Raw genomic sequence first — 18,377 nt, 5'->3', positions numbered from 1 at the left:
GCCCCGCGCCTTGAACCGCGCCGGGCTTTCCAGTTCAATGGGACATTGCGCGGGCGGCACGCCGCCGCCCGGCCCCTTACCCGTTGGAGTGGCATATGGCTACGGTGCATCTGCTGTCGGATGAAGAAGCGCGCAGGATCCCCGAGGCGTGGGCGGTGTTCGAAGACATCCGCGCCACCCGCAAGTCGGATTTCGTCAACAATTTCTGGCGCGCCCTGGCCAACGATCCGCCCCAGCTCAAGCGGGTCTGGGAGCAGCTCAAGCAGGTCATGATGGCCGACGGGGAAATCCCGCCCCTGGTGCGCGAGATGATCTACATCGCGGTATCGACGGCCAACGGCTGCAGCTACTGTATCCATTCCCACACCGCCGCCGCCCGCGCCAAGGGCATGACCGACGGCCAGCACGCCGAACTGCTCGCCGTCATCGGCATGGCCGCCCAGACCAACGCGCTGGTCACCGCCATGCAGGTGCCCGTCGACGACGCCTTCACCGTGAAGTAGGGCGCCGCCATGGCGACCGTTCCGCTGTTCCCGCTGTCCAACGCGCTGTTCCCCGCCGGCGTGCTGCACCTGCGCATCTTCGAAGTGCGCTACCTGGACATGATCCGCCGCTGCATCGCCGACGGCACCGAGTTCGGCGTGGTCGCGCTGCTGTCCGGCAACGAGGTCCGCTCGCCCGAAGGCCAGGAGGTCCTGGCCGACACCGGCACCCTGGCCCGCGTCGACGCCTGGGACGCGCCCATGCCCGCCTTGCTGCAACTGCGCTGCGTAGGGACGAGCCGCTTCCGCCTGGTCTCCAGCCAACTGGCAAAATACGGTCTTTGGATGGGCGAAATCGAACCCATCCCCGACGACCCGCCGCTGCCCGTGCCGGCGCCGCTGCAACCCTGCGCCGACGCCCTGGGCAGGCTGGTGGCCCAATGGCAGCAGGAAGGCGTGCCCGCCGACCGCATGCCGGTGGCGCCGCCGTACCGGCTGGATGAATGCGCCTGGGTGGCAGACCGCTGGTGCGAACTGCTGCCGCTGCCGGCGGCCGACAAGACCCGGCTGCTGGCGCTGACGGACCCCCGCGTTCGCCTGGAGGCCGTGCGCATCGCGCTGGAAGGGCCGCAGGCCTAGCCAGCTCGGGCGGCGCTTGAATGTTTTTTGGACACCATGGATATCAGGATTGACGAAGGCCTGCGCGCCTATATTGACCCCTTGACCGACGACGAGCGCGAGGCGCTCGAACGCAGCCTGCTGGCCGAAGGCTGCCGCGACGCATTGGTGCTGTGGGGCGACCTGCTGATCGACGGCCACAACCGCTACGCGCTGTGCATGAAGCACGGCATTCCGTTCGAAACGCGCCAGAACACCTCGTTCAAGTCGATGGACGACGTGCACCTGTGGATGATCGAGAACCACCTCGGCCGGCGCAGCGTGTCGGATTTCCAGCGCGGGGTGCTGGCGCTGCGCAAGAAAGAGATCCTGCAATCCCGCAGCGTGCCGCCGTGGGAAGACGACGGCAGCACGCCGCCGCCTGAACCGCCGCCCATCCCGCCGGCCGCCGCGCTGAGCCGTCAGGCGCTGGCGCGCGAGGCGCGCATCAGCAGCAACACGCTGGGGCAGATCGAGAAGATCCAGAAAGCCGCCGCGCCGGAACTGGTGCGGGCGGTGAAGGATGGGGCGATCTCCATCAACGCCGCGGCGGCCGTGGCGACGTTGCCGCCCGAGCGGCAGGCCGCGGCGGTGGCGGGCGGCAGAAAGGAATTGCAGCAGGCGGCGCGCGAAGTGCGCCAGGCCAAGGCGCCGCCACCGAAAGAGGCGGTGCCGGATATTCCGATCGAGAATATCGCGGATTTGCCGGCGGAGGTGGCGCGGCTACGGGAGTTGCTGGCGCGGCTGACGGACGAGCGGGATCAGTTGAAGAAGAAGGTGATGCATCTGACGGTGGCGCTGGCCGAGGCCAGGAATGCGTCGGCGGGGGCAGGGGACGATTGACGGGCGCATATTAATTATTCGCGGCTAGAACTTATCAAACACGACGACCATCCTATGCCCCAGGACTTTTCCCAGTTCCAGGGCAAGTGCGTCCCCTACGCCAGGACCATCGAACCCAAACGCGAGGTTTCCCAATCCCCATGCGAGCGGCAAGAATCGCCATTGATTGATACTGTCCGAGTGTCGACAGCTTGGGCACTCGAGCGCGCCAAGTTCGCCCGAATACCAGGCGGAAATCATTTTTCTCCAAGGGAGAGAAGCTGCGTCATGCTCTACCGCGCAGCATGGGCAGCGCAGCCCCTCGACGCTTTGCGGTCCGGCGTTGTAGACACGGCGCCCCACGATTGCCCCTATCCCGTTATTGCTGTGCTCGTTTACCCAATCGGTCCATCGAGCGATGCCCGGGCCAGGCGCGTGACTGACAGGTGAAAAGGCGACCTCGGCAATAGTGGAACGAACAGCAATGCCCATTGCTTCCATCCAACGCATGCCGCTGTCGGCGAAGGCGGGTGCGTCTTCAAGGGTGACATCGAGATCGACGATGTAGATCGGGGAGTCGCTCATTGGTTGCAATCTTGTCGAGAATTGGCCTGACAGCCCTTATTTGGTAAAAGCAAAGTTGATCAGAACCTGAGGAATCGTTGGCTGCCATGTCCGAACCCTATTCCGCCTTTCTCAACCTCCAGATGCCCCGCGAGAATCTTGCCAGATGGCTCGCGGCCCCGGCGCCTGCGGCATCAAGATGGTCGGACTGGCGTTCCATCGGCGGCCAGTGGTATCTCTCCGAAGGCAAGGATCTGGCTGCCTCCAGCAATCAGGATCTGGGCAGGCTCATTGCGGAATGCGACGCCATGCTGGCTCGCCATCCGGACAACCGCGCGGCGCTGGCGGCCATCCTGGCATCCGCGGAGGCCGAGAACATCAAAGTGGCGGCCTACGATCGTAAAGGAACGCGCTTCGTTGCAGGCTCGCTGACCTATTCCGAAAACCTCTACGACCTCATCGTCTTTTTTTCGATAGCGCGCGGAGCGGCCGATTTTCTCGAGGCGGATGGCCGTGGCCTTGCGGTGGTTCACGACTATCTCTGGGGCGAGGAAGACGAACGAAAAACGGTGGCGGCGCTGGAACTCGCCGCAAACGGCGGCTCCGTATTCCTGGCGTCCGAAGCACTCGGCCAAGCCGCAGGCGCATTCGAGGCCATGGTGGACGCGATGCTGGAAGGCCAAGAGGACCCGGCGTTCCACCCGCGCAATCAACTCGACCATCTCTGAGACCGGACCTGCGTCCAGCAGGGACAACGCGTACACACGACAGGGCCGCCAGGCGGGCCAAAGAGGCAGAATTTCCAATGCGATTGCTACCACTGGTTATCATGCTGTCCGCTTGCGCGGTCTGCCAGGCGCAGGGAACCAGGACCTGGCACTTTACTGGCGCCGAGCTGGCCGCGGCCCTTGAAGGCCGGATGCCCTCGGAGTTCCGCGATGCATCGCTTCGCCGCCAATTTGCTTCCTCCTATGCGCAGGCCTACGTCGTCGGCATCGCCGACCAGACACAAGGCACGGTCTGGTGCGCCCCTACCGGCGTCCTTCCTCACGAATTGAAAGACAGGGTGTACAGCTACTTGTCCAAGCTGCCGGCGAGCCGTCTCGCGGAAAATGCCGGCCCGCTGGTGAGCGAGGCGCTCCAGCAGTCTTTCGCTTGCCGGTAGGGTTCATTTCCGCGAATACGCCTTCCGGCGACACTTAGCGGGGAAGGGCCGCGGGCCTTCTGCCGCCCGCACGGGCGTAGGAAAAAGCAAAAAGGCGTGCGGCCGCCCCGAATACCGAAGCGGCTGGCAGCCACAGAAAATTCCGCCCCGCCATGCGAAATCGCAAGCTTCCATTACAAAATCATTGCTATATGTGACATGAAATCTAAACTAGGGGTTTTCCCTTTGTCGTAATACAAATTCATGCGCTCGCGTCTCACTCTTGGCAACCTTTCCATTGGCACCCGGCTGACGCTGGGCTTCGGCACCGTACTTGTCCTGCTACTGGCGCTCACTGGCCTGTCGCAATACGAGCTGTCCCACATCGGCGGCATCAACCGGGCGATCACAGAACAGACTTGGGCCGAGGCAAGCGCCATCAACAGGATTGACGTGACGACGCGGGCCAATGCGCGCGCGAACCTCGAGTTGATCGTCAATACCGATCCCCGCGCCGCTGAAACGCTGTTTGCCCGCATCGACACCAATCGGAAGGTGATTGACCAGGCGCTGGAGACCCTGCGGCCGTTGTTCAGCACCGAAGACGAACGTCAGCGACTGCGGCTATTGGAAGACGTGCGCGGCCGCTACGTGAAGTCATTCCAGGGCGTGGGCGCGCTCCTCAAGCGTGGCGAGCGCGACGCCGCCCGCCAGCGCTTGCTGGAAGAGACCCTTCCGCTTCTGGACAGCCTGCAAGACCACATCATCGAGATTTCGCGGATTCAAGCGGCCGAGATGGCGGACGCCAGCGCCGACAGCCGGGAGGTCATCGACAACGCGGGCATGTTGAACCTGGTCCTGTCGGGCCTGGCCGTCGTGCTGGGCGGCCTGTTCGCGTGGCGGGTGTCCAAGTCGATCACGGCGCCGCTTGCCCAGGCCGTGTCGGTGGCGGAGACCGTGGCGCGTGGCGATCTGGGGCAACCCATCCACGCCGTCACCCGCGATGAAACCGGTCGGTTGCTGCGTGCGCTGCACGATATGCAGGACAAGCTGGCCGGCGCGGTTCGCACCATTCGCGCCGGGTCCGAAACCATCTCCAGCGCCGCGGGGCAGATCGCGGCCGGCAACGCGGACTTGTCCAGCCGGACCGAAGAACAGGCCGCGTCGCTGGAAGAAACCGCCGCATCGATGGAAGAACTGGCGTCGACCGTCAAGCAGAATGCCGACAACGCGCGCCAGGCCAATCAACTGGCGGCAAGCGCCTCCGAAGTCGCCCAGCGCGGCGGCGCCGTCGTGTCGGCGGTGGTGAGCACGATGGGCGATATTTCCGCCAGCTCGCGCAAGATTTCCGAGATTGTCTCGGTCATCGACGGGATCGCATTCCAGACCAACATCCTGGCGCTGAACGCCGCCGTTGAAGCGGCCCGGGCGGGCGAGCAGGGCAAGGGCTTCGCGGTGGTCGCGGGCGAGGTGCGGTCGTTGGCGCAACGCAGCGCGCAGGCCGCGCGCGAGGTCAAGACGCTGATCGAAGCGTCCGTCAGCAAGGTGGCCGAGGGCGCGGGCCACGCGGAAAACGCGGGCACCACGATGCAGGAGGTGGTCGCCTCGGTCAAGCGCGTGACGGACATCATGGGCGAGATCGCCGCGGCATCGCAGGAACAGGCCACCGGCATCGAGCAGGTCAACCGCGCGGTGTCGCAGATGGACGAAGTGACCCAGCAGAACGCCGCGCTGGTCGAAGAAGCCGCGGCCGCGGCGGGCTCGATGCAGGACCAGGCGCATGCATTGGTGGGGGCGGTGGGTGTGTTCCGCTTGCGCGAGGATGCCGCGCGGCGCGAGGACATCGGCGCCCGGCCGCGCGAGCGCGGCGCGCTGATGTTGACCTGATCGCCCGACGAAGGCCCTGGACTTTGCGCCCAAAGCCGTTGGGCGCGTCCGAAGGGCCGCACGGCGACCGTGGTTGGCCTGCGGTATAGTCGGCGTCGCTCGGCTTTTCGGCCCCGTCTCGACCCGCCAAACGATTCGAAAATCCCCGGCCTGTCCACATGCGCTCCCCACTTGCCCCACGCGGCGCCGTCCTTCTGCTGATCGATCTGCAGTGCGCGATCGACCATCCCAGTTGGGGCGAGCGCAACAATCCCGATGCCGAGCGCCAGGTCGGTCGGCTCCTCGCCCATTGGCGCGCCCAGGGGTGGCCGGTCTGGCACGTCCGGCATGACTCCACGGATCCCGCGTCTCACTATCGGCCGGGCCAGCCAGGGCATGCCTTCAAGCCGGAAACAGCGCCCATCGCGGGGGAAGCGATCATTCCCAAGCAGACGAACAGCGCGTTTATCGGCACCGACCTGGAAAAGCGGCTGCGCGCCCATGGCCACGACACGTTGGTCGTGGCGGGCGTCATCACGAACAATTCCGTCGAGGCGACGGTGCGCATGGCTGGCAACCTTGGCTTGCAGGCGTGGCTCGTGGCCGACGGCTGTTTCACCTTCGCCCGGACCGACTGGAATGGGGCGGCGCGAAGCGCCGAGGATGTCCACGCCATGTCGCTCGCCAACCTGGACGGCGAGTACTGCACCGTCGTCACCGCGGATGCGCTGTTACGCGCTCTGCGCTGAACGCAGTTGCCGCCCTGGGCAGCGCACCATGTCTGGTTCGAGTCGCCGCTTTTCGCCGCGCGGCCCAAATGTATGGATTTTTAAGCCATGTTTGGCTCATAAAAAACATACATAGCGAATCATTCAAGAGTTTGTATGGATTCGGCGGTAGAATTTGACGCTTGAGGGAGCAGGGCGCTCACCGCGCTGAATCGGGCTGATACGTTTCGTGGTTCTCGCGTCCGTCGCCCGTTTGGCTTTGCCCGGCCCACGCGCAGTAAATGCAGCTGCCGCAGCAGCGTTTTGAGGAAATGATGAATTTTTGGGTCCCTGTAATCTTCGGTACGTTCAAGATCCTCGTGTTGGGCACGGGCATGTTTCTCGCCATCAAGTCGCACCACGAAGGCGCCAAAAAGGACAAGGAAAAGATGAAGAAAGAGAAAGAGAAGGAGATGAGCGCAACGTAGGGCAGGCTTCGTTGCGACCGGGGGCGGCGCCCGGTTTCTCCACGTTCATCATCCGTTCAGGGTTCGGTGCTTATGCTCCAGCCCGCATGCCGCAAGGCTAGATTGCAAGAACGGGAGCATGAACCATGACCGCCTTTCCGCCTCCGCTGGAAGACCCGGAGGACGATGAACACAGCCCGGCCGAACGCGCCGCCGCCGCCGCCCGCAGCACCTGGGTGAGCGTGGGCGTGAACGTGGTGCTCGCCACCGCGCAGATCATCATCGGCATTTTCTCGAAGTCCCAAGGCCTGATCGCGGACGGTATTCATTCCTCTTCCGATCTGATCGCCGACTTCATCGTGCTGCTGGCCAACCGGCATGGCCAGAAAGCAGCCGACGCGGACCACCACTATGGCCATTATCGCTACGAGACCGCGGCGTCCCTGGCGCTGGGCGTCTTGTTGCTGCTGGTCGGTTGCGGCATGCTGTGGTCCGCCGTGACCAAGCTGGAGCAGCCCGACGCGATCCCGCAGGTCCACCTCGTCGCGCTGTGGGTGGCCTGTGCCGCCCTGGTCATCAAAGAGACCCTGTTCCGCTACATGCTTGCCGTGGCCAAGCGCGTGAAGTCCAGCATGCTGGTGGCCAACGCCTGGCATGCGCGCTCCGACGCGGCCTCGTCGCTGGTGGTGGGCCTGGGCATCATCGGCAACCTGCTGGGCTACCCGATACTGGACCCCATCGCCGCGGCCATCGTGGGCTTCATGGTGGCCCGAATGGGCTGGAGCTTCGGCTGGGACGCCTTGCACGACCTGCTGGACCGCGCCATCGACGAAGGCGAAGCCGCCGCGATCCAGCGCACCTTGCTGGACACCCCGGGTATTCAAGGCGTGCATGATCTACGCACCCGAAAAATGGGGGATATGATCGTCGTTGACGCTCACCTGGAAATCGACGCCGGGCTGACTGTCGACGAAGGCCACAAGATCGCCGTGCAAGCGCGCCAGCGCGTCATGCAGCGGCATCGTGTATTGAACGTGATGACCCATGTTGATCCCTGGAGACCTCCCGACGCGCCCACGCAGGGCGCCGAGGGCAGGGCGATTATCGAACCAGGCTGTCCGTAGGCGTTTTGACGACAAGGAAGAAACATGAAAATCAAGAACTCCGATACTCAGTACGCAGGCCTCGTGATCACCATGCACTGGCTCATGCTCGTGGTCCTGGCATTGGTCTACGCCTGTATGGAATTGCGCGGGCTGGCCACCAAAGGCACCGATCTGTACAACAACGTCAAGGCCCTGCATTTCTCGCTGGGGCTGTGCGTGATCGGGTTGGTGGTTTTGCGGGTGGTTATCCGGGTGGCTTCGGGCCCGGCGCCTGGCGTGCGGCCGCCGATGCCGAGGTGGCAGGATGTGCTTTCACGGGTGATGCATTACGCGTTGTATGCGTTCATGATCGTCACGCCGATTTTGGGGTGGTTGACGCTCAGCGCGGGCGGGAAGGTGATTCCGTTGTTTGGGGTGGAGGTTCCGGCGCTGGTCAGCCCGGACAAAGCCCTGGCCGATCAGGTCAAGGAATTGCATGAAACCTTGGCCACGGTGGGCTACTTCCTGGTGGGGCTGCATGCCGCCGCGGCGCTGTTGCATCACTATGTGTTTCGGGACAACACGCTGGTGCGGATGTTGCCGGGGAGGCGCTGAGCTCTCTTGGGGCGGGAGCGCGGGGCGGGCGTGATCCAGGGCAGAAGCGCCTCACCCGCGAGGCAGGGCTCAGGCTGAAAATCGCTTGAGAACCAATGACGCATTGACGCCACCGAAACCAAATCCGTTGAGCATGGCATGCTCCATGGCATGAGCGCGCGCACTTCCAGCGATCAGGTCCAGGCCGTCTGCCAACGGATCTGGATGTTCCAGGTTGAGCACGTGTGGCGCAATCTGGTCACGCAAGGCCAATATAGTGAAAATCGCGGCGGCCGCGCCAGCGGCTCCCAGCATGTGGCCCATGGCGGATTTCGTGGCCGTAATGGAGGGGCCAGAGCCTGCTCCAAACACTTGGCGAATGGCCGCCAGCTCTCCTCGGTCACCGACAAGCGTGGATGTCGCATGAGCATTCAGATGTTGAATGTCATGGGGTTGCAACCGCGCCTGCCGCAACGCCGCGCGCATCGATCGGGCGGCGCCGGAACCATCTTCCGGCCCGGAAGTGACGTGATAGGCATCGGCGGAAGTGCCGTAGCCTACGACTTCCGCCAGCGGCTTGGCACCGCGAGCCAACGCATGATCCAGCCCCTCCAGCACCAATAGCCCCGCGCCTTCGGCCATGACAAAGCCGTCCCGGGCCAGGTCAAACGGGCGGGAAGCCTTCGCGGGCTCGCTGTCGCAGTGGGTCTTCACCGCCTTAGCCGCCGCAAAGCTGCCTAGCGCCACTTTGTCGATGGTGGCTTCGCTACCGCCGCAGAGCGCCATGTCGGCTTCGTCATTCCGAATCAGGCGCGCCGCATCGCCAATGGCCTGGATGCTGGCGGCACAGGCTGTCACTGGCGCTCCCAACGGACCCTTTAGCTGGTGCCTGATCGACACTTGTCCCGCCGCCAGATTGGCCAGGAAAGCCGGCACGGTGAAAGGCGACAAGCGCTGCGGCCCCTTGCCATCCGTGGTTCGCACAGCTTCGACAATGGTGCTGAAACCGCCCACGCCAGAGCCGATGATGGTTGCCGCGCGCTCCTGCTGCTCGGCGGTTGGATGGCGCCACTGTGCGTGTGCCAGGGCCTGATCCGCCGCGCCCAATGCGAATGCGATGAAGCGGTCCATGCGGCGTAGCTCTTTTGCCGGGATGACGGCTTCGGCGCGCCATCCGGCTCGCGGATCCTCCTCCTGGCTTGGCACCCGGCCAGCGATGGAAACGCCGGTGCCTTCGCCAACCGCCGCATCCAAGGCGCGTATTCCGGACTGGCCCGCCAGCAAGCGTTGCCAGGCCAGCTCCACATTGCATCCGAGAGGGGACACCAAGCCCAGACCGGTGATGACTACCCGACGTTCCATACCGCACCTTCCGCAATTGAACCCAGCCCTTGCGACGGGCTGAGAGTAATATTATTGATGATGATCGTAATCATAAATCAATTTTGATGAGGGGTATCATCTAACCTATGAAAGTCAGCAAAGCACAGGCCGCCAAGAACCGCGAAGGAATCGTGGACGCCGCCGCGCGCCTCTATCGAGAAAAGGGCCTGGATGGCGTGGGCCTGGCCGAGATCACCCGCGAGGCGGGGTTGACCCATGGCGGGCTTTACCGGCACTTCGAGTCCCGGGATGCCCTCGCTCGCGAGGCATGCACGCGCGCGTTTGAGTGGACGATTACGCCGCAAGAGGGATCGGAGTCCCCGGAGGCGGATGGCGCATCTGCGGGCGGACTCCGCGCACTGGTGTATGGGTATCTTTCCCCGTTCCACCGCGATCACCCCGGAGAGGGTTGCCCTGTTGCCGCACTGGTGGCAGACGTTGCCAGGGCAGGGCCGGAAATGTCAGAGGTTTTTGCGCAGGGGGTGGAACGCAACTTTCAACGCTTCATGGGCGAGCTTCAGGGGGATGACCCGGCCAGACGCGCGCAGGCCATCGTGACCCTTAGCAGCATGGTTGGTGCGTTGATCCTCGCCCGCGCCACGGCGGCGGGCAACCCGACGCTTTCCGAAGAAATTTTGGCAACTGTGCGGAGGCAGTTGGGCGGATAGTTTTATTCTGGCGGTTGCTCTGACTCAGCTCGCCCGAGCTAGCGCTATTCGAACCAGTTCACAATCTCCAAAGCATTAATAATGTGTATCCATGCTTGGCCACCGAGACATGATCCAAACTTCACCGATCCCCTTTTCCGCGCGGACTAATCAATCGCATCGGCAAGTCGATGCTGACTTTCCAGACACAGCTAGGGCAGGCCTACTTCATCTATTAGCCGACCTTGTCGAAAGAAGGTATGTGGCTGACTGGGTCGTAATAGCTCGCGAGCTTCACCGGACCGGTCGATTTGAGCTTGTGTCGTATGACACTTCCTCGGTGTCAAGTCTTAAGCAGGCGCAGGCTAACGCCACTTCAGCGCTGCAGAAGCTAGAATGGCCAAAGATCTACGACTTCTGTGAGCGTCTGTATTCTCGACTTCCAAATCAGGTTGGATGGGAGGACGGCTACGGCAATTACACTGAGGAGATCTCACGTGCTGATTCGCAAGCCTACATAGCTGCTGAACTACAGCGACTCTTTCTTGAAGAATCGCTCGCTTACGAGTTTACCGATGGCGCAGTTCGGCGAAGAGGGCGGAAGCACACTGTAGAGCTATCGTCAAAAGCTCACGTAGTACTGGGTGCAGTGGAATTGATCAGTGCGCGTCAGCATTTCGAGAAGGCGCGGCAGTTCTTCCAGCACCCTACCAAGCCAGATTTCGAGAATGCGGTCAAGGAAGCAGTATGTGCGGTTGAGGCAACCGGCAAGGTGCTTTTTCCAATGGCAAAGGCGTCGACACTGGGAGATTTGATCAAATGGTTCGGAACGACGGACGTTGTGTCGGTTCCGAAGGCACTCATACAAACACTCACGGGCATTTACGCCTTCCGAAGTGGGGCTGAAGGAGTGGCTCATGGGGCCACCACGGGAGGGAAGGTCTCTGCTGACATCACTGAGTACGTTCTAGCTGTGTGCGCGTCACAAATAATTTTCTTGGTGGATCTCGCAAATAGCCTTGAGGGAGATGTGCCGTTTTAGGTCTGCAACGCCATCCACTAGACCGCGAGAGCCTCAACAAACCGCCTGGCGCCTCTAAAACACGTTCCCGGGCCGGAAGCGCCCAGTCACCCGCGTTGGCTCGCGGCCAAGAAGAGACACGCACCTTGAATTGGGGCAAGCGCACAAAGAATAGCCGCTTTTATGGCCGGGAATGTCTGCCCCAGGTCGGAAGTGGGCGTCAGGCCTGATCTGCTGTCGGCCAAAGACCAGGCAGTCCGCCGAAGTGGATGTCTTTTCAGTTTGAGCACAGATTGCGTTGCCAGTACCTGCGCCAATTCTTCGCAACTTGGTCGAGTAGCGCGTCAGACTCGGATGTGTCGTCCGCGTAAGCCTGCGTCAGCAGGGTTAGGGATGAGCGTCCATGACCTCAAAGAACGTAGCTTGAGCGGCGTTGATTGAGCGGATGTATCTCAACATCCCTTCTTTTTGATGGTCGGATGTCGCCTGGAGATAGGCATCAACAAATAACCCCATTCTTTCTGAAGAAATGGTGAGGTTCCCTTGGGATAGGTGTATGTTGAACGACAATATCTGTTCACCGGGCGGCTGTGTCTTGCTCGTACTGACTTTCCAGCCAGACCTATCTGCAGCCGCTTTGATACTTTCAAATTCCTGTTGAAGACGATATGGGTCGCTACCGGAGAGAATGATGTCATCGACGTAGACGCTTACGGTAATGTCTGGTTTGGAGGCCAATTCATGCAGTACTCGTCCTAGCGCGCTTTGGTCAAGGCACACGGAGGCAATAATCGGGGACTGGACGAAGCCGAAAGGTAAGATGTACTGGGAATCTACATCGCCAACTAATCGGATCACTGAATCGCGGGCGAACTCGCGTGCGACCTCATACCCAAAGTACTGCTTCAGCGCTCGGGTCACTCTGCTGAGATTAATGCTTGTGAAGAAGCTCTCTATGTCTACACAGCAAAAATGGGTGTTGGCCAAATGTTGTTTAATGGCTCGAACGTGGCCGCCGTGGTGACAATGGTAGAAGTATGCAGGAGCTTGCCACTTTTCTTTGATTTTCGAGGTGATACGTTCGCCTCGCTCTCGTGACTCTGCGGACGGCACAAACACCCATTTGCCAGGAGCAAGCTCAAACCGCTCCTCCCACAACTCATGAAAGGCCATGTCTTCTATGCCATGATGGTGGGTAGTTAAACGCCGTGCTGCAAAGCTGCCAGATCTCGTTTACCAGCCTTGCGGCCAGAATCGAGACATGCAGGACTCTGCAGACTAGGCGATAAGTTTTGTCTTTTGACATAGTTATCGTCCTCCATCTCAAGCCCGGCAAACCTAGCGCAAAGCGCACGACTTTAACCAATTCAATACCATGAGAGGACCCCATGGCGATAAGTCATATCACGGAGTGACAATGAGATTATGGGGATGATAGGCGCACAAATGTAAGCCTAATGCCGGGCGGATGAAGATTAGCATATGTTTCGGTCGCGCGTGCGCGCTGATGGTTCTGGTTCGCCATGAAGATCGACTGCGTCATCCTAGACGGCTGCGCTGCTTTGGGTTCGCCTCTCGCTCATCCTTGACGGGCCGTGGCCGCATTGCGTGTCGCTGACGTCTCGCGCGTGCCGGCGGTACTTGCCAGCCCCAGACTGTTGAGAGAGCGGGTCGGGATATCACGCTTCGACCCTACAAACCACTTTTTATCAACAAGTGGCGCTATGGCCACGAAACTACGGATAGGCCCCGTACGGAAGCACTTTCGCCAGCATTCGGCTAACGTCACGTACACGTGCTGCGGGGCTGATCGGCGACCAACGAACTTTCATTATCGGTGCCTCCGAATTACGCACATGGTTTCCACTCGCTTGTCAAATTCTCTCCAGAACGCCTAGCAGCCCCTCTACGACGTCTGAACCAAAAATATCGTCATCGTCACGATAGTGGCTAGGCCACAAAAGCATGGCCCGCACCCACTCCGGGTCGAAATTTTTGATGAAATGTTGAATGGCGGAAGCTGCGGTCGGCATTTTTTTTGGCGGGTAGGGATGCAGCGGCCAGCGAAGCACCAACGCCCATCGACCATCTTGCTCTTTGTATTTCCAATAAATTCGCCTAGCGTTTCTCCACCCTCATGAGGCGAAGTCAGACGCAGATATAGCCGACGCTCGCCACTGAGCCGGACGACGTCACGAAGCCTCCGCGCTTTAGGTATTTCCCCATTATTTCCGAGCCGAGGATCATTAAACATTGACCGTAGCAAAGTGTTCTTTCCGAAATTCTGAGGCGCTACCACAAACAACGCCCGCTCTAGGTATGTTGACATCAAATTCCTATTTGTGACCTGGCGCAGCGCAATGACCGTATCCTCTGAGTTTCGAATGTGCTACTGGTTCAAGAACCGGATCGCGTTTCGGCAGTCCTCCAGGGAGCCAGATACTCCATGTTCCGCGGCAACTCGCCGAAGTAGATCGTCCATTTCGAGGGACAACGAGAGCAACCCTCGCCACTTCGCAGGCGTGTCGATTATGCGCCTGGAGCCATCTGGCACCATCAGAGTTTCTGCGTATTCGTTGTTTCGAGCCAAGACGTCAAGATGGCGTTGGGCCTCCGCCAATATCATAAGCTCGAAGTATTGGCCAAAAGCCAGATTGCCAACATCGGCGTGATACATCATCGAGGCGATGTCGAAGCTAGGGAGCGAGATCGCATTCCCCTCCGACTCAGCGTCGGCCTTTACACTTTTACATAGGCGAATCGCCTTCCGCAGACCTCCGCCGACGTTGTTGCATTTATCGATGATCCTTCTGATATGCAAAAACGGAAAGTTAGTCAGTGAGATCCCTGCCTTCTTGTCGAGAATTTGAATGCCTCGATCTGATTCCGTTCTATTGGCTTGGTAGTCATTAGTGTCATACCAGTGGGCTGGTACAACGTCTACCATCCGAGGTAGGGAGCCTCCATGGATCTTGACAGCTTTCGCACCCGTTGTATCGACGATTGCTTGGGGAAACGCGAGAGGCAGCTCGATCTCTATCTGCTTGCGAAGCGTTTGAAGCACTGAGAGGGAATTTTTGGATGTATTCAAGTAATAGCCGGCCTGGCTTTGCACTCCAGATGTGCTGTAGACCAAGAAACCTGTGTCAATTGTCAACAGATCAACGTCACTTACTCTACGGATATGAACGTCCAGCGGTACTGAACCCTGAAGGCGGAACTCCGCGTCTATTCCCGCTTTGCCAAGTCTGGAACGAAGCTGATTTCCGATTCGTTCCGCGGTTTCTACACTCACTCGTGTGTAAGTGGCGCTAACGGGCTGCATGGCACCCAACGCATACAGAGTGTGCTTGCTGTCGATGCTTGCGCGCTTCTCCCACGATTCTTGGATAGTTTGCGTGCCAGTGCCTAACGCCTTACTCAAAATTTCATTCTGGACTGCGCTGTCCATGGTCAAACGATCAGATCCATCGCGTCGAGCGCGCAGTTGCGCGAGGCGTTTGTCGATATCGGTCGCCATCAGATCCTCTTGGTCCATTTCATAACGCCGAAGGTCATACGACCTCGCCCCGTAAAATACTCGCCCTCGGCAGACCGTAAGTTTTTTGCAATCGTCATAACGGAGCACCCTGTGTGAGTCTTCAGTTCAACGGCCTTCGGCCGTGGATCGTTTCGGTAGTGATAGAGCAGGACGAATCCATCGACGGTGTCGTGTGCTAGCGCGGCAGAGATGCTGCTCGATCCGGACGTTTGAGTCGCCAGCCGAATTCTCAACTTGTCCCACGACTGAACAATGACTACTTCGGCCGACCACTCGAACTTCGTCGATCCGTCAGCGGCGATCGTTTTACCCTGGCAATCCCAGGTGCCCGAAATGTCGGGCACTTTAAGCAGTAGGCCAACACCGGGCCACTTCCAGGCCCATTTGTTTAGGACCCAATACAGAACGCCAAAGACCGCGCCGGCGCCTACCAGGGAGAGCAGTGTCGGGGGAACGTTGGCGTTCCAGCCAAGTTGCTTTGCCAAGTCAACTGTGTACAGAACGGCAAACACAAGTGTTCCCGAGATGGCACTGGCAGCGAGACTCAGAAGCCGCCCAACGCTTGACCGATTTGCTCCACCCATTACTGAGTATTCATGCTCTTGTGGTGCGACCATGCTGTACCTTTTTATGATGCAGACGCCAACAAACGGCTCGATGCAATCTCAGTCAGTTACTTCTTTCAATATATTTTATCTATTCCGAATATCTGAAGGCAATTTGGGGGCGGGATGAATCCTGCGGGGCTTGGAACTGAAGGTGTGGGGGCGACCGGTATGGGTCGAAAGTGACCATTGACGCTACTACCAATGGCGAAATTGCCCCTCTTGCGTCCAACATGCCACCATGTCGCCATACACTCATGACCATCACCTCTCCCGGTGCCGGTTTGGAAGCCGGAAAGCTATAGGCGTAGACAGCCGCAACGGTTCGCGGCTTAACTCCTATAGGAGGCAGTCCCTCATGCTGCACCCCCTCACTCAAAACCCCTGGCAAATCGACACCGACCGCGAATCCGGCCCCGTCTCCCTTTCCCACCTCCACCAACTAGACCGCACCCGCTACGCCATCCAGACCATCGCCCGCATGGTCGGCAACAGCGCGTCCGAACCCGACGCCACCGGCTCCCCACCTTTGGACCCCTGGGCAGTCACCGCCCTGATGGGCGGCGTCGAAAGCCTCTGCGAGCACCTAGGCACCCTGACCGAAGCCATGCTCGACCAGGCCCTGCAACCCGACGACGACAGGAAAGCCCCCAGCCCCACCCACAACGCTCCCCCCGCGATCCAATAACATCCACGAAAATAATTCCTACATAACCGGGAATTTATATCGTTTTGAGGATCGCCCCGCGAGGCCTTGTAATGAGTGTTCGCTTATTGCCGTTCACGCCTTCAAGAAAATTCCTCGCTATGAATCCCATCGGATACCGCATTCTTCCCCGGCCCGCGCCGGCCGTCGCCGCTGACGTGCTGGCCGGTTTTGCCGCCATTGGTTCGGCCCAGATCAGCGATTGCATGAACCGCCTGTACGGCGTCAGCGGGCTGCGTCCGCTGCACGCCGGCAACCAGCGCACGGTTGGCCTGGCGCTGACCGTGAAGACGCGGCCGGGCGATAACCTGATGATCCACAAGGCGATTTCGCTGGGTGGCGCGGGTGACGTGATCGTGGTCGATGGCGCTGGCGATACCAGCAATGCGCTGGTCGGCGAGTTGATGATGATGGACGCGCAGGGGCGCGGCATCGCCGGGTTCGTGATCGACGGCGCGGTGCGTGACCTGGATGTGTTCGCGCAGGGGCAGTTCGGCTGCTTTGCGCGCGCGGTGTCGCACAAGGGGCCGTACAAGGATGGTCCGGGCGAGATCAATGTGCCGGTGTCGGTGGGCGGCCAGGTGGTCAACCCGGGTGATGTGGTGGTCGGCGATGCCGACGGCGTGGTGGTGATTCCCGCCGAGCATGCCGCGGCGGTGCTGGCGCTGGCGACCAAGAAGGAAGCCGACGAGGCGGTGGCCAAGGAGAAGCTGCGCGCCGGCACCTACACCAAGCCCTGGCTGGAGAAGACGCTGGCCGAGAAGACGGGAGCCACGAAGTGAACCAAACCCCGACGCAAACCCAGGCTCAGACTCAGCCCCCGCAAGCCGCCAGCATCGTCGCCGACCGCATCAAGCGCATCAAGCTGTCGCCCAGCGTGGCGGCGCGCGCCATCATCGCCGAGCTGCGCGAGCAGGGCCGGCGCATCATCGACCTGACGATCGGCGAGCCGGATTTCTCGACGCCGGAGCATATTCGCCAGGCGGCCACGGCCGCGATGAACCGGGGTGAGACCAAGTATCCGCCGGCCCAGGGCACGGTGGCGCTGCGCAAGGCGGCGCGGACGCATCTGCTGGAAGCGACCGGCGTCGATTACCCGGCGGCGCGCATCATTGTCAGCACGGGCGCCAAGCAGGTGATTTTCAACGGGCTGGCGGCGACGCTGAACGAGGGCGACGAGGTGCTGATTCCGGCGCCGTTCTGGGTGTCGTATCCGGACATGGTGCTGGTCAACGGCGGGGTGCCGGTGACGGTGCCGACCTCGCCGGCCACGGATTACAAGCTGACGCCCGAGGCGCTGGAGCGCGCCATCACGCCGCGCACCAAGTGGCTGATGATGAACGCGCCCAGCAATCCGACGGGCTCGGTCTACACTGCCGACGAGCTGCGCGGGCTGACCGCGGTGCTCGAGCGTCATCCGCATGTCTGGCTGATGACGGACGATATTTATGCGCGGCTGAACTTCACTGACGCGCCGACGGTGCATCCGTTGCAGGTGGCGCCGGCGCTGGCGGCGCGCACGCTGGTGGTCAATGGCGTGTCCAAGGCCTATGCGATGACGGGCTGGCGTATCGGTTACGGCGCCGGGCCGGACGAGCTGATCAAGGCGATGGCGATTCTGCAGTCGCAGAGCACGTCGGGCGCGTCGTCGGTGAGCCAGGCGGCGGCGCTGGAGGCGCTGTCGGGGCCGCAGGACTGCGTGACGGAGTTCGCCCGCGTTTTCCGCGAGCGCCGCGATCTGGCGGTGGCGGAGCTGTCCGGCACGCCGGGGCTGGCGATCGTGATGCCGCAGGGCGCGTTCTACGTGTTTCCGGATTGCTCGGGGCTGCTGGGCAAGCGCACGCCGGCAGGCGTCGAGATCCGCAGCGATACCGACCTGACGCATTACCTGCTGCGCGAGGCTGGCGTGGCGGTGATCGACGGTCATGCCTATGGCGCGCCGGGCACGTTCCGGCTGTCGTTCGCGGCGTCGCTGGACGATATCCGGCAGGGCTGCGCGGGCATCCGCGAGGCCTGCGCCAAGCTCGTCTAGTTGTTCCCGGGCCCGCCAACGAGCGGGCCGGTTCCGTTTTTCTGTTCAAACCAC

General features: G+C 61.2%; 20 protein-coding genes. 15 read left to right on the top strand and 5 right to left on the bottom strand.

All coding sequences use genetic code 11. The features are described 5' to 3' along the window. Window positions 1-95 precede the first annotated feature (95 nt). The 3 genes from SB816_RS14250 to SB816_RS14240 are packed head-to-tail and all read left to right on the top strand — an operon-like array spanning window position 96 to window position 1,982. Window positions 96-503, top strand: a complete 408-nt coding sequence (locus SB816_RS14250; RefSeq protein ID WP_026384362.1) for a carboxymuconolactone decarboxylase family protein — start codon at window positions 96-98, stop codon at window positions 501-503. A gap of 9 nt (window positions 504-512) precedes the next feature. After that, window positions 513-1,121, top strand: coding sequence for an LON peptidase substrate-binding domain-containing protein (locus SB816_RS14245; RefSeq protein WP_372416329.1), 609 nt, complete (start codon window positions 513-515; stop codon window positions 1,119-1,121). 36 nt (window positions 1,122-1,157) lie between these two features. Then, complete coding sequence (locus SB816_RS14240; protein WP_006386271.1) at window positions 1,158-1,982, top strand: hypothetical protein; 825 nt, start codon at window positions 1,158-1,160, stop codon at window positions 1,980-1,982. Window positions 1,983-2,006: 24 nt separating this feature from the next. On the opposite strand, the gene SB816_RS14235 is transcribed toward SB816_RS14240, so the two are convergent. After that, window positions 2,007-2,546: a hypothetical protein gene (locus SB816_RS14235; protein ID WP_343719080.1), complete on the bottom strand. Its 540-nt coding sequence runs from the start codon at window positions 2,544-2,546 to the stop codon at window positions 2,007-2,009. A gap of 86 nt (window positions 2,547-2,632) precedes the next feature. On the opposite strand from SB816_RS14235, the gene SB816_RS14230 reads away from it, so the two are divergent. The 7 genes from SB816_RS14230 to SB816_RS14200 all read left to right on the top strand — a co-directional run bounded on the left by SB816_RS14230 (window position 2,633) and on the right by SB816_RS14200 (window position 8,409). Next, a complete protein-coding gene (locus SB816_RS14230; protein ID WP_410547195.1) occupies window positions 2,633-3,253 on the top strand; it encodes a hypothetical protein in 621 nt (206 codons plus the stop codon). Window positions 3,254-3,354: 101 nt separating this feature from the next. Beyond that, window positions 3,355-3,690 (top strand): Rap1a/Tai family immunity protein, encoded by a 336-nt coding sequence (locus SB816_RS14225; RefSeq protein ID WP_410547194.1) that lies wholly within the window; start codon window positions 3,355-3,357, stop codon window positions 3,688-3,690. Window positions 3,691-3,933: 243 nt separating this feature from the next. Continuing rightward, window positions 3,934-5,556 carry a methyl-accepting chemotaxis protein gene (locus tag SB816_RS14220; RefSeq protein WP_410547193.1) on the top strand — a complete coding sequence of 541 codons (1,623 nt, stop codon included), beginning with the start codon at window positions 3,934-3,936 and terminating at the stop codon, window positions 5,554-5,556. A 158-nt stretch (window positions 5,557-5,714) separates the two neighbouring features. Further along, complete coding sequence (locus SB816_RS14215; protein WP_241076779.1) at window positions 5,715-6,284, top strand: cysteine hydrolase family protein; 570 nt, start codon at window positions 5,715-5,717, stop codon at window positions 6,282-6,284. Window positions 6,285-6,544: 260 nt separating this feature from the next. Next, window positions 6,545-6,730, top strand: coding sequence for a hypothetical protein (locus SB816_RS14210; protein ID WP_063568803.1), 186 nt, complete (start codon window positions 6,545-6,547; stop codon window positions 6,728-6,730). A gap of 125 nt (window positions 6,731-6,855) precedes the next feature. After that, window positions 6,856-7,833 (top strand): cation diffusion facilitator family transporter, encoded by a 978-nt coding sequence (locus tag SB816_RS14205; protein WP_410547192.1) that lies wholly within the window; start codon window positions 6,856-6,858, stop codon window positions 7,831-7,833. Between the two features lie 24 nt (window positions 7,834-7,857). Beyond that, window positions 7,858-8,409 (top strand): cytochrome b, encoded by a 552-nt coding sequence (locus SB816_RS14200; protein WP_410547191.1) that lies wholly within the window; start codon window positions 7,858-7,860, stop codon window positions 8,407-8,409. 69 nt (window positions 8,410-8,478) lie between these two features. On the opposite strand, the gene fabF is transcribed toward SB816_RS14200, so the two are convergent. Next, a complete protein-coding gene (fabF, locus tag SB816_RS14195; protein WP_410547190.1) occupies window positions 8,479-9,750 on the bottom strand; it encodes a beta-ketoacyl-ACP synthase II in 1,272 nt (423 codons plus the stop codon). 107 nt (window positions 9,751-9,857) lie between these two features. On the opposite strand from fabF, the gene SB816_RS14190 reads away from it, so the two are divergent. Then, on the top strand, window positions 9,858-10,439 hold the full coding sequence (locus tag SB816_RS14190; RefSeq protein WP_410547189.1) for a TetR/AcrR family transcriptional regulator: 582 nt from the start codon (window positions 9,858-9,860) through the stop codon (window positions 10,437-10,439). Window positions 10,440-10,530: 91 nt separating this feature from the next. After that, window positions 10,531-11,460 (top strand): AbiJ-NTD4 domain-containing protein, encoded by a 930-nt coding sequence (locus SB816_RS14185; RefSeq protein ID WP_410547188.1) that lies wholly within the window; start codon window positions 10,531-10,533, stop codon window positions 11,458-11,460. 366 nt (window positions 11,461-11,826) lie between these two features. Here the strand turns inward: SB816_RS14185 and SB816_RS14180 are convergent, their stop codons facing one another. The 3 genes from SB816_RS14180 to SB816_RS14170 form a co-directional block, all read right to left on the bottom strand. Next, window positions 11,827-12,612, bottom strand: coding sequence for a reverse transcriptase domain-containing protein (locus SB816_RS14180; RefSeq protein WP_410547187.1), 786 nt, complete (start codon window positions 12,610-12,612; stop codon window positions 11,827-11,829). Window positions 12,613-13,828: 1,216 nt separating this feature from the next. Continuing rightward, a complete protein-coding gene (locus tag SB816_RS14175; RefSeq protein WP_410547186.1) occupies window positions 13,829-14,977 on the bottom strand; it encodes a hypothetical protein in 1,149 nt (382 codons plus the stop codon). Next, complete coding sequence (locus tag SB816_RS14170) at window positions 14,959-15,492, bottom strand: hypothetical protein (RefSeq protein ID WP_410547185.1); 534 nt, start codon at window positions 15,490-15,492, stop codon at window positions 14,959-14,961. Before SB816_RS14170 ends, SB816_RS14175 begins: the two co-directional genes overlap by 19 nt. A gap of 451 nt (window positions 15,493-15,943) precedes the next feature. Here SB816_RS14170 and SB816_RS14165 point away from each other — a divergent pair, with 451 nt between their 5' ends. From SB816_RS14165 to SB816_RS14155, 3 genes are all read left to right on the top strand, one after another. Beyond that, window positions 15,944-16,273 (top strand): hypothetical protein, encoded by a 330-nt coding sequence (locus SB816_RS14165; protein ID WP_410547184.1) that lies wholly within the window; start codon window positions 15,944-15,946, stop codon window positions 16,271-16,273. Window positions 16,274-16,392: 119 nt separating this feature from the next. Next, entirely contained in the window at window positions 16,393-17,073 is a 681-nt protein-coding gene (locus SB816_RS14160; protein ID WP_410547183.1) for an RraA family protein, read from the top strand. Next, the gene (locus SB816_RS14155) at window positions 17,070-18,323 is read left to right on the top strand and encodes an aminotransferase class I/II-fold pyridoxal phosphate-dependent enzyme (RefSeq protein WP_410547182.1); all 1,254 of its coding nucleotides are present in this window, start codon (window positions 17,070-17,072) and stop codon (window positions 18,321-18,323) included. Before SB816_RS14160 ends, SB816_RS14155 begins: the two co-directional genes overlap by 4 nt. The last annotated feature ends 54 nt before the right edge of the window (window positions 18,324-18,377 follow it).

This window comes from Achromobacter sp. SIMBA_011 (genome assembly GCF_046535435.1).
Classification (GTDB): Bacteria; Pseudomonadota; Gammaproteobacteria; order Burkholderiales; family Burkholderiaceae_B; genus Achromobacter; species Achromobacter dolens.
Note: the sequence above shows the minus strand (reverse complement) of the source record. Positions and strands in the feature narration are given on the sequence as shown.

Excerpts from the sequence above, each read along its gene's own strand:
- SB816_RS14200 (WP_410547191.1), top strand. The coding sequence starts at position 7,858 with ATGAAAATCAAGAACTCCGATACTCAGTACGCAGGCCTCGTGATCACC.
- SB816_RS14225 (WP_410547194.1), top strand. The coding sequence starts at position 3,355 with ATGCTGTCCGCTTGCGCGGTCTGCCAGGCGCAGGGAACCAGGACCTGG.
- SB816_RS14230 (WP_410547195.1), top strand. The coding sequence starts at position 2,633 with ATGTCCGAACCCTATTCCGCCTTTCTCAACCTCCAGATGCCCCGCGAG.
- SB816_RS14245 (WP_372416329.1), top strand. The coding sequence starts at position 513 with ATGGCGACCGTTCCGCTGTTCCCGCTGTCCAACGCGCTGTTCCCCGCC.
- SB816_RS14240 (WP_006386271.1), top strand. The coding sequence starts at position 1,158 with ATGGATATCAGGATTGACGAAGGCCTGCGCGCCTATATTGACCCCTTG.
- SB816_RS14220 (WP_410547193.1), top strand. The coding sequence starts at position 3,934 with ATGCGCTCGCGTCTCACTCTTGGCAACCTTTCCATTGGCACCCGGCTG.
- SB816_RS14235 (WP_343719080.1), bottom strand. The coding sequence starts at position 2,546 with ATGAGCGACTCCCCGATCTACATCGTCGATCTCGATGTCACCCTTGAA.
- SB816_RS14210 (WP_063568803.1), top strand. The coding sequence starts at position 6,545 with ATGCAGCTGCCGCAGCAGCGTTTTGAGGAAATGATGAATTTTTGGGTC.
- SB816_RS14215 (WP_241076779.1), top strand. The coding sequence starts at position 5,715 with ATGCGCTCCCCACTTGCCCCACGCGGCGCCGTCCTTCTGCTGATCGAT.
- SB816_RS14205 (WP_410547192.1), top strand. The coding sequence starts at position 6,856 with ATGACCGCCTTTCCGCCTCCGCTGGAAGACCCGGAGGACGATGAACAC.
- SB816_RS14190 (WP_410547189.1), top strand. The coding sequence starts at position 9,858 with ATGAAAGTCAGCAAAGCACAGGCCGCCAAGAACCGCGAAGGAATCGTG.
- SB816_RS14180 (WP_410547187.1), bottom strand. The coding sequence starts at position 12,612 with ATGGCCTTTCATGAGTTGTGGGAGGAGCGGTTTGAGCTTGCTCCTGGC.
- SB816_RS14185 (WP_410547188.1), top strand. The coding sequence starts at position 10,531 with ATGCTTGGCCACCGAGACATGATCCAAACTTCACCGATCCCCTTTTCC.
- SB816_RS14165 (WP_410547184.1), top strand. The coding sequence starts at position 15,944 with ATGCTGCACCCCCTCACTCAAAACCCCTGGCAAATCGACACCGACCGC.
- SB816_RS14160 (WP_410547183.1), top strand. The coding sequence starts at position 16,393 with ATGAATCCCATCGGATACCGCATTCTTCCCCGGCCCGCGCCGGCCGTC.
- SB816_RS14175 (WP_410547186.1), bottom strand. The coding sequence starts at position 14,977 with ATGGACCAAGAGGATCTGATGGCGACCGATATCGACAAACGCCTCGCG.
- fabF (WP_410547190.1), bottom strand. The coding sequence starts at position 9,750 with ATGGAACGTCGGGTAGTCATCACCGGTCTGGGCTTGGTGTCCCCTCTC.
- SB816_RS14250 (WP_026384362.1), top strand. The coding sequence starts at position 96 with ATGGCTACGGTGCATCTGCTGTCGGATGAAGAAGCGCGCAGGATCCCC.